The organism is Saccharopolyspora endophytica, assembly GCF_018070075.1.
In the GTDB taxonomy this organism is placed as follows: Bacteria; Actinomycetota; Actinomycetes; order Mycobacteriales; family Pseudonocardiaceae; genus Saccharopolyspora; species Saccharopolyspora endophytica.
Map to the genome: position 1 here is coordinate 527,265 of NZ_JAGPXE010000002.1, position 13,606 is coordinate 540,870.

The 13,606-nt window shown below is 67.3% G+C and carries 15 protein-coding genes; 6 read left to right on the forward strand and 9 right to left on the reverse strand.

The features are described 5' to 3' along the window. The first annotated feature begins 6 nt into the window (after positions 1–6). On the forward strand, positions 7–810 hold the full coding sequence (locus KBO27_RS06500; RefSeq protein WP_210969022.1) for an SDR family NAD(P)-dependent oxidoreductase: 804 nt from the start codon (positions 7–9) through the stop codon (positions 808–810). A gap of 95 nt (positions 811–905) precedes the next feature. Here the strand turns inward: KBO27_RS06500 and KBO27_RS06505 are convergent, their stop codons facing one another. The 7 genes from KBO27_RS06505 to KBO27_RS06535 form a co-directional block, all read right to left on the reverse strand. Continuing rightward, positions 906–1,613, reverse strand: a complete 708-nt coding sequence (locus tag KBO27_RS06505) for a TetR/AcrR family transcriptional regulator (protein ID WP_210969023.1) — start codon at positions 1,611–1,613, stop codon at positions 906–908. A 118-nt stretch (positions 1,614–1,731) separates the two neighbouring features. Continuing rightward, positions 1,732–2,946, reverse strand: coding sequence for a cytochrome P450 (locus tag KBO27_RS06510; RefSeq protein ID WP_210969024.1), 1,215 nt, complete (start codon positions 2,944–2,946; stop codon positions 1,732–1,734). Next, positions 2,943–3,320, reverse strand: a complete 378-nt coding sequence (locus tag KBO27_RS06515; protein WP_246536359.1) for a carboxymuconolactone decarboxylase family protein — start codon at positions 3,318–3,320, stop codon at positions 2,943–2,945. The genes KBO27_RS06510 and KBO27_RS06515 overlap by 4 nt, the downstream gene beginning before the upstream one ends. Then, a complete protein-coding gene (locus tag KBO27_RS06520) occupies positions 3,310–4,173 on the reverse strand; it encodes an NAD(P)-dependent oxidoreductase (protein ID WP_210969025.1) in 864 nt (287 codons plus the stop codon). Before KBO27_RS06520 ends, KBO27_RS06515 begins: the two co-directional genes overlap by 11 nt. Continuing rightward, entirely contained in the window at positions 4,170–4,376 is a 207-nt protein-coding gene (locus KBO27_RS06525; protein WP_210969026.1) for a ferredoxin, read from the reverse strand. The genes KBO27_RS06520 and KBO27_RS06525 overlap by 4 nt, the downstream gene beginning before the upstream one ends. A 354-nt stretch (positions 4,377–4,730) precedes the next feature. After that, on the reverse strand, positions 4,731–5,720 hold the full coding sequence (locus KBO27_RS06530; protein ID WP_210969027.1) for a LacI family DNA-binding transcriptional regulator: 990 nt from the start codon (positions 5,718–5,720) through the stop codon (positions 4,731–4,733). 229 nt (positions 5,721–5,949) lie between these two features. After that, positions 5,950–6,708: an SDR family oxidoreductase gene (locus KBO27_RS06535; RefSeq protein WP_210969028.1), complete on the reverse strand. Its 759-nt coding sequence runs from the start codon at positions 6,706–6,708 to the stop codon at positions 5,950–5,952. Positions 6,709–6,961: 253 nt separating this feature from the next. On the opposite strand from KBO27_RS06535, the gene KBO27_RS06540 reads away from it, so the two are divergent. From KBO27_RS06540 to manD, 3 genes are all read left to right on the forward strand, one after another. Then, a complete protein-coding gene (locus KBO27_RS06540; RefSeq protein WP_210969029.1) occupies positions 6,962–7,966 on the forward strand; it encodes an L-idonate 5-dehydrogenase in 1,005 nt (334 codons plus the stop codon). 62 nt (positions 7,967–8,028) lie between these two features. Beyond that, positions 8,029–9,429, forward strand: coding sequence for an MFS transporter (locus tag KBO27_RS06545; protein WP_210969030.1), 1,401 nt, complete (start codon positions 8,029–8,031; stop codon positions 9,427–9,429). Positions 9,430–9,556: 127 nt separating this feature from the next. Then, positions 9,557–10,801 (forward strand): D-mannonate dehydratase ManD, encoded by a 1,245-nt coding sequence (gene manD, locus KBO27_RS06550; RefSeq protein WP_210969031.1) that lies wholly within the window; start codon positions 9,557–9,559, stop codon positions 10,799–10,801. Positions 10,802–11,360: 559 nt separating this feature from the next. On the opposite strand, the gene KBO27_RS06555 is transcribed toward manD, so the two are convergent. Both KBO27_RS06555 and KBO27_RS06560 read right to left on the reverse strand, forming a co-directional pair. Further along, positions 11,361–11,618, reverse strand: coding sequence for a hypothetical protein (locus tag KBO27_RS06555; RefSeq protein ID WP_210969032.1), 258 nt, complete (start codon positions 11,616–11,618; stop codon positions 11,361–11,363). Then, positions 11,615–12,736 (reverse strand): NsdA family TPR-like regulatory protein, encoded by a 1,122-nt coding sequence (locus KBO27_RS06560; protein ID WP_210969033.1) that lies wholly within the window; start codon positions 12,734–12,736, stop codon positions 11,615–11,617. The genes KBO27_RS06555 and KBO27_RS06560 overlap by 4 nt, the downstream gene beginning before the upstream one ends. 285 nt (positions 12,737–13,021) lie before the next feature. Here KBO27_RS06560 and KBO27_RS06565 point away from each other — a divergent pair, with 285 nt between their 5' ends. Both KBO27_RS06565 and KBO27_RS06570 read left to right on the forward strand, forming a co-directional pair. Further along, entirely contained in the window at positions 13,022–13,237 is a 216-nt protein-coding gene (locus KBO27_RS06565; protein ID WP_210969034.1) for an HC3 family zinc finger protein, read from the forward strand. After that, positions 13,234–13,455, forward strand: coding sequence for a hypothetical protein (locus KBO27_RS06570; protein WP_210969035.1), 222 nt, complete (start codon positions 13,234–13,236; stop codon positions 13,453–13,455). Before KBO27_RS06565 ends, KBO27_RS06570 begins: the two co-directional genes overlap by 4 nt. Positions 13,456–13,606: the final 151 nt, after the last annotated feature.

The following is a 13,606-nucleotide window of genomic DNA, read 5'->3' on the forward strand; positions in this document are numbered from 1 at the left end:
CGAGCGATGACGGGCAAGCTCGAGGGACGGACCGCGGTGGTGGTCGGTGGTGGGCAGACCCCGGGCGCGACTACCGGCAACGGTCGCGCGGTCGCGCTGACCTTCGCTCAGCAGGGCGCGAAGGTGCTGGTCGTGGACCGCGACGTCGATTCCGCGCAGGAGACCGCGGACTTGGTGACCGGGGAGGGCGGTGTCGCGGTGGCCCACAAGGCCGACATCACAGTGGAATCCGAGTGCGAAGGCATCCGCGACGCAGCGCTGGAGGCCTTCGGCGCGGTCGACGTGCTGCACAACAACGTGGGCATCGTGCCAGCCGGACCGACCGAATCCCTGCCTGCGGAGAAGTGGCGGCAGGGATTCGAGGTCAACCTCACCGGGATGTGGCTGACCTGCAAGTACCTCCTGCCGCACATGCGGGAACGCGGACGGGGCTCGGTGGTCAACATCTCCTCGATGGCCGGGCTGCTGGCCGGGGGAGAGGCGATCGCCTACACCACGTCGAAAGCTGCGGTGCACGCCATGACCCGCAGCCTCGCTTTGGAGTACGCACCCCACGGCGTGCGGATCAACTGCGTGGCTCCCGGCATGATGGACACCCCGATGGGCGTGGACTCGGTTGCCAGGGCCAGTGGAGCCGAGCGGGACGAGGTCGCCGCGAAACGGGCTGCGATGGTCCCGATGGGGCACCAGGGTGACAGCTGGGACGTCGCCAACGCGGCGCTGTTCCTCGCCTCCGACGACTCGGCGTTCATCACCGGTGTCGTGCTCCCCGTCGACGGCGGATTTACCCTCCGCGCCGCCACGCACTGATGCGGAGGCCGGCTGAGGCGCTCCTGGCGTGAGAGGTGTCGATTGCCCGGTCTTGCCGGCCGGGCGATCGACACCACTCCTGACTTGCGGATCGACTAGCAGGATTCGGTGTCGTCGAGGGCGGTTTCGGCGATGAGGCGGTCGACTTCGTTGGTGGCTGGCGTTGTTCGGCCGCTGGTCAGTTCGGTGCCGACCAGGACGTCGAGCAGGCCGTCGGCCAGGCTTGTCACCAGGGGTGGCGGGGCGTCGATGGCGAGGCTGTGCTGGATGGAGACCAGCCCGTGCAGGCCGGTCCAGAGGGTGTGCGCGGCCTGGTGCAGCGGCAGGGCGAGCGGGTAGCCCTGCTCGGCGCAGCGGGCGAGGGCGCGACGGATGCCTCGTGAGACGAGCCGGGACGGGTGCTGTCCCATGCGGTCTGGTTCCACCGTCGGCTGCCGTACCTCGTACATGAGCCGGTAGTGGCCCGGATTCTCCTGGGCGAACCGGCAGTAGGCGTGCACTTGGGCGCGCAGTCGTTCGCGGGGGCCGCCGTCGGTGGCGTCCCGGTCTGCGCGGTCCATGACCTCCGCGAGCTGCTGGTACTTGTCGGTCAGCGCTGCCCAGACCAGTTCTGCCTTGTCGGAGAAGTGCAGGTAGATGCTTGGTGCGGCGACGCCGACCTCCTTGGCCACGGCGCGCATGGTGAGCTTCTCGTCGCTTCCCCATTCGCTGAGCAAGCGGTTGACGGCGTCGAGTACCTCGGTGCGGAGCCGGTCCCCCTGACCTCGTCGGCTGCGTTTCCTGCCGACACCGTCTGCAGTCACGTTCCACCATCCATGCTCGTCGTCGTGACCTGCTCACGATAAGCCGTTGATGGTGTTCGAGCGGGTTACCCCGGCCCCTGTCCGCCGAGGACGAGTCCGGGCCGGGGTATCGGAGGCGCTACCAGGTCACCAGCATCTTGCGGACGCCGTAGTTGGTGCCGTGGGTGTCCATCTCCACTTCGTCGACGGGAGTGGTCAGCCGCAGGCCGGGGAACCGGGTGAACAGCTGCGGCAGAATGGTCTTGAGCTCGGCGCGGGCCACGTTCTGCCCCAGGCACTGGTGCACGCCGTAGCCGAAGGCCAAATGCCGGCTCATCTTTCGCTCGAAGTCCGGCGTATCCGGATCGTCGAAGGCACGCGGGTCGCGATTCGCCGCGGGCATTGCCACGACTACCAGGTCCCCCTTGGCGATCTGCTGACCGCCGATCTCCAGATCCTCCTTGGCCGTGCGGCCGAGCCCGAACTGCACGATGGTGAGGTAGCGCAGCAGCTCCTCCACGGCGGGCCCGATTTTGTCGGGGTTGTCCTGCACGAACTGCCGTTGCTCGGGGTGAGTGAGCAGGGTGAGCGAGGACAGGCCGATCATGGCCATGGTCGTGTCGTGCCCGGCGAACAGCAGCAGAACCCCGATGCCGATGAGGTCTTCATCGGAAAGGAACGAGTCCTCTTGCTGGCTGGTGCGGATCAGATCGGCGAGCAGACCCTCTGCGTTCGGGTCGGCGCGCTTGGTAGCGATGAGCCCGGTGATGTAGTCAATGAGCCACTTGCCGCCTGCGGCGCGTTCGTCGCGGGATTTGCTGACGTCCATCATCACCTCGGTGGCGTAATGGAAGCCGTCCCGGTCGGCGTAGGGCACACCCAGGATCTCGCAGATCACCAGGCACGGGATCGGCAGTGCGAGGTGTTCGATGAGGTCCACTGGCTCGTTCGCGCCAGCTCGTTCGATCTCGTCGAGGTGCTCGGTGACGATCCGGTCGATGTAGGGCTGCAGGTTGCGCTGGATGTACTTGGGGGTGAAGCGGCCCGAGAGCAGGCGCCGGTAGGCGCCGTGGTCAGGTTCGTCCATCATCACGAAGGTCGGGTTGATGCCTTCAGAGGCGTCGTCGGCGTCGGTGCCTTCCTCGGCGGGGATGTCGTGGCGCGGCCGGAAAGCGCTCATCCGCGGGTCGGAGAAGACCTGGCTGCCTTCCTCGAAGCGGGTGACCAGCCAGCCGTCTCTGCCGCTGGGGAAGCGAACGCGGACGATGGGCTGATCCTCGCGCAGCTGGTCGTACTCCAGCGGCGGGTCCAGCAGCCGTTGGCGGGCCGTGGGCATCTCGGGCAGGTCTGTCATTTCTGCTCCTTCGTTTCGTGTAAGCGCAGCGCGGCTTCGACTCCGTTGTTGACCTGGGTTCCGTTGCCCCAGCCGACGTAGTAGTGCAGGTGCAGCACGGCTTCGCGCAGTTCCTCGGCGGTGAATTCGTCGTTGGCGAGCGCGCCCTGGGCCTGGATCTGGATCAGGTCGGCGCGGCCCAGCGCCGCTGTGGCGCCGATGACCAGCAGGCGCCGGTCCCGCACGGAAAGCGCCGGGCGCGACCAGATCTCGCCGAAGAGGTGGTCGACCGTCTTCTCCAGCATCGGGCTGCGGTCGGCGGGAAGGTTCTCGCTGAAACCCGGACCGTAGACCTGGTCCAGCATGGACATGCCGAGTTCGGTGTCACCGGACATCGCGTTCACCTCGCTGCGGAACGGCGATCGTTTCGTCGGCGTGCGCCCGGGTGGCGTCGACCAGCGGAACCGGGACGGATCGGTGCGCGGCGAGTTCCTGCGCCGCTGCGAGGTCCTTGTCGAGCAGTTGCCGCACCTGCGGCACGATGGCGCTGGTGCTCTGCTCGGCGGTAAGGCGCATGCGCTGCCAGGTGAACAGGGTGCTGCCCTCCGGGTCGGCGGCCTCAACCACGCTGATCACCTTCGCCGGATCGACCCCTGCCGAGGCCGCTAGCTCCGCGGCCTCGTGCACCGCGCGCCAGGTTCCGTAGGTGATCACGTTGCGGGCGATCTTGGTTGCCATCCCGGCGCCGAGCGGACCGCAGTGGACGATCTCCTTGCTGAAGTCCGCCAGCACCGGACGGGCGCGCTCCACCGTCGGCTCGTCGCCTCCGAGGATCGCCACCATCCCGTTCTGCGCGGCGTTCCCGCCGGGAGTGACCCCGCAGTCCAGCAGCGCGACCTCGTGTTCGGCGCAGAGTCCGGCCAGTTCGTGCACCACCGGCACTGCGACGGTGCACAGCAGCACCACGACCAGCCCCGGCCGCGCGCCCCGGAGCACGCCGTCGGGTCCCGCGAGCACGGTGCGCGCCTGATCGGCGTCGACGACCGCCACCAGCACGACGTCACTGGCGCGAGCCACGTCGGCGGGCGAGGCCAGTGGTGCCGGCACGCCGCTGAGTTCGTCGGCGGCGTCCGGGCGAAGGTCGTAGACGGCCGGGACGCGGCCGCGGCGGGCCAGGCTGACGGCGACGCCGCCGCCGATCATGCCCAGCCCGATCACGCCGGCCTTGAGATCCGGGCAGCCGGTCATGCGGTGACTTCTTCCTGCACGGAGATCGCCGTCGCCGGGCACACGGCCGCCGCCTCGCGGGTTGCCGCGTTCTGCTCCTCACCCGGATCGGCGTCGAGCAGGACCACGACCCCGTCGTCGTCGCGCTGGTCGAAGACCTCGGGCGCGACCAGCACGCACTGGCCCGCGCCGCAGCATTTGTCCTCGTCGATCGTGATGTGCATTCGACTCTCCCATCGCTCGCGAACTTAACCTAACTAAGTTCACTTAACGAGAGGCTAGCGCCAGGTGAGTGATCGGCGGTTCCGGCAAGTGTGTGAATCAGCGCACAGCGCAGGATGAAGTTGCCGCGTGATCGCTGCGATCTTGGCGGTAGGCCAAACCCCAGGGAGGGGTGCCAGCTAGAGGTCGAGGGGTCCGGTCACCGTCCCGGAGCCACCGCAGATCGTCGGCGAGTGCCCGACTGAGACTGGCGTGCCGGGGAGGGCAGTGAGGTGCTGTCTGCACGTGCCCGGTGTTGCTCCGGCCTTCGATCGGTGACGACTGATGGGTGCGGGGGTCTCTGCTGGCTGGTGCCGTCACCCGGCCGGTGAGTTGGCGTGGGCTGGTTCTGGGACGCCGGTTGAGCCGCGCACGATCAGTTGCGAGCCCATGTGAACGGTGTCGTCGTGCCGCGCACCGCCGTCGATCTGCTCGAGTAGCAGGTCCACCGCGAGGGTGCCGCCTTCGGCGATTCCTACGTGGACGGACGTGAGGCCGGGGTCGGACACGGCGGAGACGTCCAGGTCGTCGATACCGATGACGCTGAGGTGCTGGGGGCAGCGCCGGCCGAGGCCCTGCGCGCCTGCTCGTACGCCGAGGGCTACCAGGTCGTTGTAGGCGACGACCGCGGTGGCCCCGCTGGCCACCACGGACGCGGCTGCCGCCAGGCCTCCAGACACTGAGGCGGCCTGGTTGCCAACGACGGTGAGCTGGAGGCCCTCGGCGGCGCAGTGCTCCGACAGCGCGTCCTGACGATTCCGGTCAGCCCATGAACTGGCCGGGCCGGGGACGTAGGCCAGGTGCTGGTGGCCGAGTGCGCGCAGGTGCTCGACGGCTTGGCGGATGCCGTCGTTCGCGCCGATCAGGACGCAAGGCGCCTTCTCGAGCATCCCGTTGACGACCACCATGGGTGTCCGGGTCGCGATCTCGTCGAGTTGATCGACGGGCAAGCGAGGGGAGCACAGGATGACGCCGTTCGTGGAACCGGCTAGGCGATCGAGCGCCTCACGTTCGCGGGAGGGATCCTCGTTGGTGTTGGTGGCCATCAGCTGGTGTCGGCCGTGCCACGCTTGGTCGTGTATGGACCTGAGCAGCGAGGCGAAGACCGCGTTCGCCATGTCGGGAACGACGACGCCGATGGTTCTGGTGGCTGGGCCCAGGGGAGTCTCGTAGCCCAGCTCGGCGGCGGCGGCCAGCACGCGTTGGCGTGTGGCGGGCGCCAGTCGATCCGGATCGTTGAACGCCCGGGAGGCCGTGGCAAGCGAGACCTCGGCGCGCGCAGCGACATCGGTGAGGGTGGCAGGCACGAGCGCTCCTTCGTCGCGGCATTGGCGTCAGAGCCATTGTGCAAGGTTGTACAAGAGGCTGTGGGGGTGGGGGCTGTCCGCGATGGCGAGCACCGCAGCCGCTGCAGAGATCGATCAGGTGGGGATCAGCCTGCGCGGGGATGACGGTGCGGTCCGGGTTGCCGGGGTTGGCCCGGTGGTGCCCACAGGGCCTGGTGAGATCATGCGGTGGCCACTCAGGTTTCGGGTATCAGCGGCCGAGCCAACCACCGTCGACCGCCAGCAGATGTCCGTGGACGTATGCCGCGGCGTCCGATGCGAGGAACACGGCGGGTCCCTTGAAGTCGTCCGGTGTGCCCCACCGCGCCGCGGGGATGCGCTCTGAGATCTGGACGCTGCGTGTCGGGTCGCTGACCAGCGCGGTGTTCATGTCGGTGTCGATGTAACCGGGGACCAGTGCGTTGACGTTGACGTTGTGGGCGGCCCATTCGTTGGCCAGCGCCTTGGTCAACTGCGCGATTCCGCCCTTGGCGGCAGCGTAGGCGGGAACGGTGAACCCGCCCTGGAACGACGCCACCGATCCGATGGTGATGATCTTGCCGTAGCCCTGCTCGACCATGTGGCGGCCAGCTTGCTGGCACAAGAGCCAGACGCTTTTGAGGTTGACCTGCATGACGCGATCCCAGTCCTCTTCGGGGAAGTCGACCGAGGGGCTGCGGTGTTGGATCCCGGCGCAGGGGACCACGATGTGCAGGCCTCCGAGTCGGGAGATCGTTTCGGGGACTGCGTTCCTGACCTGCTGGCGGTTCTCGACGTCGCACTCGATGATCTCGCACTTGCGTCCGAGCTGACGGATCTCCTCCTGCAGCGTGGTGTCGCTGAGGGAGCGCTGCAGCAGAGCGACGTCCGCTCCGGCTTCGGCCAGGCCGAGGGCGATGGAGCGGCCGATACCCCTGGTGCTGCCGCTGACGGCGGCGACCTTGCCGGACAGGTCAAACGCGTGCTTCATCGAGGTTCCTTGCTGATCGAGGTCCCGTGTCGGAACGGGGGGAGCATGGCTGCACGCATCACCCTGAAATAGTTGTACAAAGATTGTCAACACCCTTGCAGTGTCTTTCATGCCTGGCTTAGCCTCGGGGTTCAGACAGGAAATGCCGATGAACGGTCGGCGTACATCGACGTATGCGGCATCGGATCGCCTGGATCGCGCGAAGTCCGCAGAACGTTGCCTCCGCCCGCTAGCCACCAGGAGCTAATCGCTGATGAAAGCCCTGTTCATCCACGGTGCCGGGGACATGCGCCTCGAGGACGTCGCCGTCCCCGAACCTGGGGAGGGCGAGGTGCTGCTGCGCGTGCGTTACGTGGGCATCTGCGGCTCGGACCTGCACTACTACTTCGACGGGAGGAACGGGGAGAACCTCGTGCGCGAGCCCTTCACTCCGGGCCATGAGTTCTCCGCGACTGTCGAGGCGGACCCGAGCGGTGAGTGGGCAGCCGGCACATCGGTGACCGTGCACCCAGCGCGCTACGGAACCCCGGTGGAGGGCATCGCGGACCGCCCCCACCTGTGGCCGGGTGGTGACTACCTCGGCAGCGCCGCGAACCTGCCCCACCGCCAGGGTGCTGCAGCCGACTGCGTGCTCGTCGAGAAGCAGATGCTCCGCGGACTCCCCGACGGACTGCCCCTGAAGGACGCGGCGCTGGCCGAACCCCTCGGGGTGGCGCTGCACGCGCTCACGATCGCCGGCGACGAGCTGGGTGACCGCGTTCTCGTCCTCGGTGCCGGTCCCGTCGGTCTCCTCGTCGTCGCGGCACTTGTCGCCCGCGGCGTCGACCACGTTGCCGTCGGCGACATCCAGGAATCCGCTCTCGAACGTGCCCGCGCGCTCGGCGCGCACGAGACGTTGCTCATCGGGACCGACGACGTCCCGGCGACCGCGTACCCCGTCGTGTTCGAGTGCTCGGCCGCACCGGTGTCGCTGACCCAGGCGATCACCTCGGTGAACCGCGCTGGCGTCGTCGTGCAGGTGGGGATGCTCGCCGACACGGCGATCGGCGTGAACCTCGCCCCGCTGGTGTCGAAGGAAGTGCAGCTGCGCGGCACGTTCCGCTTCTCCACCGAAATCGACGCGGCGGTCGACATGCTCGCCGCCAACTCGTCGATCGCCGGTGTCGTCACGCACATTCTCCCCGCGACCAAGGCGGTCGAGGCGTTCGCGACCGCGAAGGACTCTGCAGCCTCCGGCAAAGTCCTCATCGAGTTCTGAATCTGCCCTCTTCCCCGATTGACGGCGCCAACGACGCTGCCACCACCGATGAAGGAACAATGATGTCCACTTCACCGCAGCCACCCGAGACGACCAGCACGAAAGCCGTTCCGGCCCAGCGCAAAACCAGCGACCTCGTGCGCGCGGCGATGTCGGGATGGCTCGGCACCGCGCTCGAGTTCATGGACTTCCAGCTGTACTCGCTGGCGGCTGGGCTGGTGTTCAGCCAGCTCTTCTTCGTCGGGGAGAGCCCAGCACTCGCGGTCGTGTCCGCGATGGCCACCTACGCAGTGGGTTATCTGGCCCGTCCCGTTGGTGCCTGGTACTTCGGACGTCTCGGGGACCGGGTGGGCCGCACCAAGGTCCTGTTCATCACGATCGCCCTCATGGGTGGTGCCACGACGCTCATCGGGGCCCTGCCCACGGCCCACACGATCGGCATCTTCGCCCCGATCCTCCTCGCGGTGCTCCGCCTCGTGCAGGGCTTCGGAGCCGGAGCGGAGATCTCCGGGGCCGGCGTCATGCTCGCCGAGTACGCTCCGACCAACCGCCGCGGCATCATCGCCTCGCTCGTGGCCCTCGGCACGAACTGCGGCACGCTCGGCGCCTCGGCGATCTGGGGCATCCTCGTCGCCGTGCTCTCCGAGGAACAGCTCCTCGCCTGGGGATGGCGCATCCCGTTCCTCGGCAGCGCCGTGATCCTGCTGTTCGCCGTGTGGGTCCGCTACCGGCTCAAGGAGAGCCCGGTGTTCGAGGAGAGCTCCCACGTCAACGACGGCGTGGCGCTCACGACCGAGCAGATCCGGGCGAAGGCGGAGCAGGAAAGCGACGCTCCGATGCTCGAAGCGCTCGAGCAGAACAAGTGGCGCGCCATGGTGCCGGCGTTCCTCCTGCGCTTCGGGCAGGCGGGCAACTCGGGCATCCTTCAGACCTACATGGTCTCGTTCATCACCGTGACGCTGGCGATGTCCGCCTCGGTGGGGACCAGCGTCGTGATCGTCTCTTCCCTGTGCGCGTTCCTCACGGTGCCGCTCGTCGGTGCGCTCGGCGACAGGTTCGGGCGTCGCCGCATGTATCAGGTCATGAGCGTCATCTCGCTGGTGCTCATCGTGCCGACCATGATGGCGATCGCAGGTGCACAGGTGCCGCAGCTGTTCCTCGGCTACATCGTCATGCACAACGTGTCGGTCATGGCCCTGGCCTCGCTCGAGAACCTCACGCTGCCCGAACTCTTCGGCTCCCGCCACCGCTACGCCGCCACCGGAGTCGTCCGCGAGATCGCAGCCATGGTCGCCACTGGGATCGGCCCCGTCGTCGTGGCCGCCTGGGTCGCCGCGGCGACCGGGTCGTGGATCCCGATCGCGATCATGCTGGGGATCTTCACGATCTGCCCGCTCATCGGGACGTTGCTCATGCCCGAGGTCGCCGGGCGAGACCTCAAGGACCCGCGCAACGCGATCTGAATTCCCATTCACCGCCACGGGTGGGGGCCTGCAACACACCCCCACCCGAGGCGCGGCCCCGGACAGCGTTCTCGCCTCACCCACCACTCGTCCCGCGACCACGCACCACACAAGGAAAGCCACCACAGTGAGCATCTCGACCGCTGATGTCATCATCGCCAGCCCCGGACGCAACTTCGTCACCCTCAAGATCGTCACCTCCGACGGCGTCGTCGGGTGGGGAGACGCCACGCTCAACGGACGCGAGCTCGCCGCCGCTTCGTACCTGCGGGACCACGTCGCCAGCACCCTCATCGGCCGGGACGAAGACCGCATAGAGGACACCTGGCAGTACCTCTACCGCGGCGCGTACTGGCGCCGCGGGCCCGTGACGATGGCCGCGATCGCCGCGGTCGACATGGCGCTGTGGGACATCAAGGCGAAGAAGCTGGGCATTCCGCTCTACCAGCTGCTCGGCGGTGCCAGCCGGGACAAACTCCGCGTCTACGCCCACGCCTCCGGCAACGACTACGCGGCCCTGTCACAGGCAATCCGCGGCTACGTGGACGAGGGCTACACCGCAGTTCGCATCCAGACCGGTGTCCCCGGACTCGACTCCGTGTACGGCGTTTCCGCGACAGCCAAGCCCGGAGAGAAGTACGACTACGAACCTGCGCATCGGGCCGCCGACGGCAGCGCCGCCACCCGCCCCGTGGAGGAGGACTGGGACACGCCCGCATACCTGCGGCACGTTCCGTCGATCTTCGAGAAGGTGCGGGAGGAGTTCGGTCCCGAGCTGCGTCTGCTCCACGATGGTCACCACCGCATGTCCCCGATCGAGGCCGCACGCCTCGCGAAGTCCCTCGAACCCTACGACCTGCTCTGGCTCGAGGACGCGACGCCAGGTGAGGATCAGGAAGCGTTCCGGCTCATCCGGCAGCACAGCACCACACCACTGGCCACCGGTGAAGTCTTCAACTCCGTCTACGACTACCAGACGCTCATCACCGAGCGACTCATCGACTACGTGCGTTCGGCACCCACGCACACCGGCGGCATCACGGCCATGAAGAAGCTCCTCGACTTCGCCGACATCTACGGAATCCGCTCGGGCCTGCACGGTCCGACCGACGTCTCGCCGATCGGCATGGCAGCCGCACTGCACATCGACCTGGCGATCCACAACTTCGGCATCCAGGAGTACATGCCGCACAGCGACCTCACGCTCGAGACCTTCCGCACCTCGTACACGTTCAACCGCGGCTTCCTTTACCCCGGCGACAATCCCGGCCTCGGCGTGGAACTCGACGAAGAACTCGCCGGGCGCCACCCGTACACGGCCGCCTACCTCCCGGTGAACCGCCTGCTCGACGGCACCGTCCACGACTGGTGAGCAGGAAAGGTTCAGTCATAGGGAGCTAGTAACAGACGCTGGCGCAGCGGACCGCCTCGCCGCGCGCCATCGACCCCATGGGTCGAGGCGTGGGGTTGGCGGTTCGTCGAGTATGGGGGTGGAGCCGAATGACGGCTGCCGTCGCTAATTTCCTCACCCTCGGCGAGACGATGGGCCTGATAACCGGAGGGTGCATATCCTCATGGGGAGGCGCGTCGGGATCGGTGGCGTGGAAGCGAACGTCGCCGTCAGCCTGACCGGCTTGGGGTGGTGCCGGTTACTCGCTGGGCAGGTGGGGCGCGCGAGAGATCCGCGGCGAGGAAGTCCATATGCGGACGCACATCGATTCGCACTGGAGACGGGCCTCGCGCTCAAGGAGCGCACGGCAGGAGTGAACCGCGCGCCCGTGCGGCTACCACCGTGCAGACTCAGCCGGTTCGCGACTGGCCATGACAGATGTGCCCGCACGCGCGGAGAGGTTCGGTGACGCTGAGTTTTGCCAGCCTGACCGGCGAGCAAACCACGGTTGGCCAGATAGCGAAACAGCGCAAAGTGGTGGTCATGGTGCAGGCTCCGTGCACTGGGGTTGGTCGAAGGTGCCGTCGATCATCAATTCGCCGTCGATCGGAAGCAGCACGCAGGTAAAGAATGCCGCCGGTGAGATCAGGAAGCCGATTGCGGCGGCGATGTCCTCCGGGGCAGCGAGGCGGCGCAGTGGGGTGCGGGCAAGCAGGGCTTGTTCGTCGTGGGTTCCAGATCGGAAGCCGGAACGAATCGAGTCGTTCTGGACGTCGGCATCGCCGGGTTGGCCGGTCATGCGCTTGCCAATTCCGCGATGCGGCGTTGCTGGCGAATGGAACCGATGTTTTTGGCTAGGGACGAGGCCCTGTCGACTTGAGGCTTGGCTGCTTCGGGGTTGTCGGTCGAAGCCAAGGCTTTCGCCAGGTCGATCCGCAACGAGGTCTCGGCTCGGACGAAGGTCGGGTCGAGCTCGTCCAGTGCTGACGTCAGTGTCTCGATCGCCTCAGGGGCTCCGAATCGGGCGAGGGCGTGGCCTCGCCAGCGTCCCAGGTGTACGGAGTCGAGCGCTACGTAGGGGCCGTCCAGGTTGATGCTGTCGGCTGGCAGCAGCTTCGAAGCGGTGTCGAAGGCTCGGAGGCTGTTGGCAGGTTGGTTGTCGGCGGCGAGTGCTTCCCCGTGAGCTGCTGCGAGCCACGAGTTCAACACCGGTGGCGATCCTGCTTTGCTCCGGTTGCGCGCTGCTTCGAGGAGTTGTGTCGCGGCTTTGGTTTCGCCGATGTCGAGCAGCACGAATGCCTGCTCAGCTGCGGTGTGGATTTCGTATGACTCGAGGCTGGACTCGCGGGCGGCTCGCTTGGCCTGTTCGTAGTGCTGCCACGAGCTGTTGGTCTTGCCGAGATCGAGGGCTTGCCAGCCCGCGAGGGTGTGCAGCTCGGACAGCAAGGCGGCGAGTTGTTCGCGGACGGAGCCGGGAAGGCTGTGGGTGAGGAGCGCGCTGACCTGCGCGGCTTTCAGGCAAGCCTCCTCGTGGGCCATGACTGCGCCGAGCTGACGATCGAGGCGACGGATCGTTGCGAGCTGCTCACGCAGGAGGTTGAGCACCTGGTCGTCGACCTGCCGCGAGGTGTGCAGCATCTGGCGTAGCTCGTTTGCTGGTTCGTCGGTCGTGGCCGGGCTCGTCACCGGCGAAAGCAGTTCTTCGATATTCGCGTCGAGCATCTTCTCGAGGAGCCGGGCTGTGGCCGGCCGAACGGGGCCGAGTGGCCGCCCGTTGGGTCCTCGACCGGAGACGAGACGCTGCAGGTGGCGCACACCGAGCGTGCCTGCCTCGCCATGATCGCGGGCGAACCGCTCTGCTGATTCAGCGAACTCCTCTAGCGTCTGGCGTCGCTCTCGGATCTTCTGCTCGAGCAATGTGCGAGGTGGCCGCACGGTCTTCCCTCCCGTCCACGCGCGGGTGGTCCCCAAGTCGTCCTTGTGTCGTGTTCCTGGCATGGCGCTTATATCGCTCAGCAGACAAGCTTATTTCAGTGTGATCGGGATGGCTACTCGCGATCACGCCTCGGCCTGGCGGCGTGCTCTCCGCGCTTTCGCGCGTCGCCGGGTTCGAAGGCAGGGACCGGGGCCGGACGTGACCGACCCCTCGGGCTCCGGTCCCTGCGCACTGTGTTCGAGCTGGGGATCTTGGAGGTGTCAGGGATGCATCCGTTTCGCTGGGTGCCTTCGGACGGCGGTCGCCATGCCACGGCGGACATCCGCCTCGCTGGCGCATATGCGGTGGGGGAGAGCATCACTGCGCTGTGCCGGCGTTCCGTGACCGTCGCTCGGGGAACCGAGCTCGCATGGCTGTGGCCCACTTGTGCGGAGTGCAACCGCGAAGCCCATGTGTTGGTCGAGGCGGGAGTGAGCCAGTGACCAGCGAGGTCGCCGCGCTTGCGGTCCTGCTGCGGAAGACTCAATGGCTGCTCGACGACGTTGCGTACGAGGTCGCTGCCGGACGTATGGATGAAATTGACCTGGGCCAGGTGGCTGGCGTGTTGGAGGGCGTCGCGAAGCTCCTGCGAAGCCAGGGTGAGTTACCAGCTCTCGCTACCGAGGACGACGAGGTCGAATCCGCCAAGCACGGAAGCTGAAAGAGCTCTCGTGGGACAGGCTGCCGTCCGGAGGCTCGTGAAGTCGATATGAGGCCTGGTTTGGGACGGCTGGGACGGGTGTCCGCACACCCGTCCCAGCCGTCCCGCTGGGTGTCTTGCCTGGTCAAAGGCTACTTGTTCGCGTCCCGTC